This window comes from Vibrio ordalii ATCC 33509 (genome assembly GCA_000257205.1).
GTDB classification, from domain to species: Bacteria; Pseudomonadota; Gammaproteobacteria; order Enterobacterales; family Vibrionaceae; genus Vibrio; species Vibrio ordalii.
The window spans coordinates 1-425 of sequence record AEZC01000089.1; the positions used below are offsets into that span (position 1 = coordinate 1).

3 tRNA genes are annotated in these 425 nt (G+C 48.0%); all 3 read right to left on the reverse strand.

The features are described 5' to 3' along the window. Positions 1-115: 115 nt before the first annotated feature. Positions 116-191, reverse strand: a tRNA-Val gene (locus VOR_RS0106480). A gap of 31 nt (positions 192-222) precedes the next feature. After that, positions 223-298, reverse strand: a tRNA-Lys gene (locus VOR_RS0106485). Positions 299-317: 19 nt separating this feature from the next. Further along, positions 318-393 (reverse strand) — tRNA-Glu (locus VOR_RS0106490). Between the last annotated feature and the right edge of the window lie 32 nt (positions 394-425).

The following is a 425-nucleotide window of genomic DNA, read 5'->3' on the forward strand; positions in this document are numbered from 1 at the left end:
GAGTGGTATTCCTAACGGAACAAATCACTTTCTAATGACTTTCAGAGTCAAACAGACCGACCAGTTCAATTACTTAATCTGGTTTGGCAATGTGCATCCAAAAATTCTTAGAGAGTGGTGGGCGATACCGGGTTCGAACCAGTGACCCCCTGCTTGTAAGGCAGGTGCTCTCCCAACTGAGCTAATCGCCCACATGTTTTTTTACATTTCTTGTGGAAGAAATGGTGGGTCGTGCAGGATTCGAACCTGCGACCAATTGATTAAAAGTCAACTGCTCTACCAACTGAGCTAACGACCCCTTTACTTCACAACGGAAGTGGTATCCCGTAGGGGAGTCGAACCCCTGTTACCGCCGTGAAAGGGCGGTGTCCTAGGCCTCTAGACGAACGGGACACTAAGTAAGAATGTTTGGCAACATCCTCGTC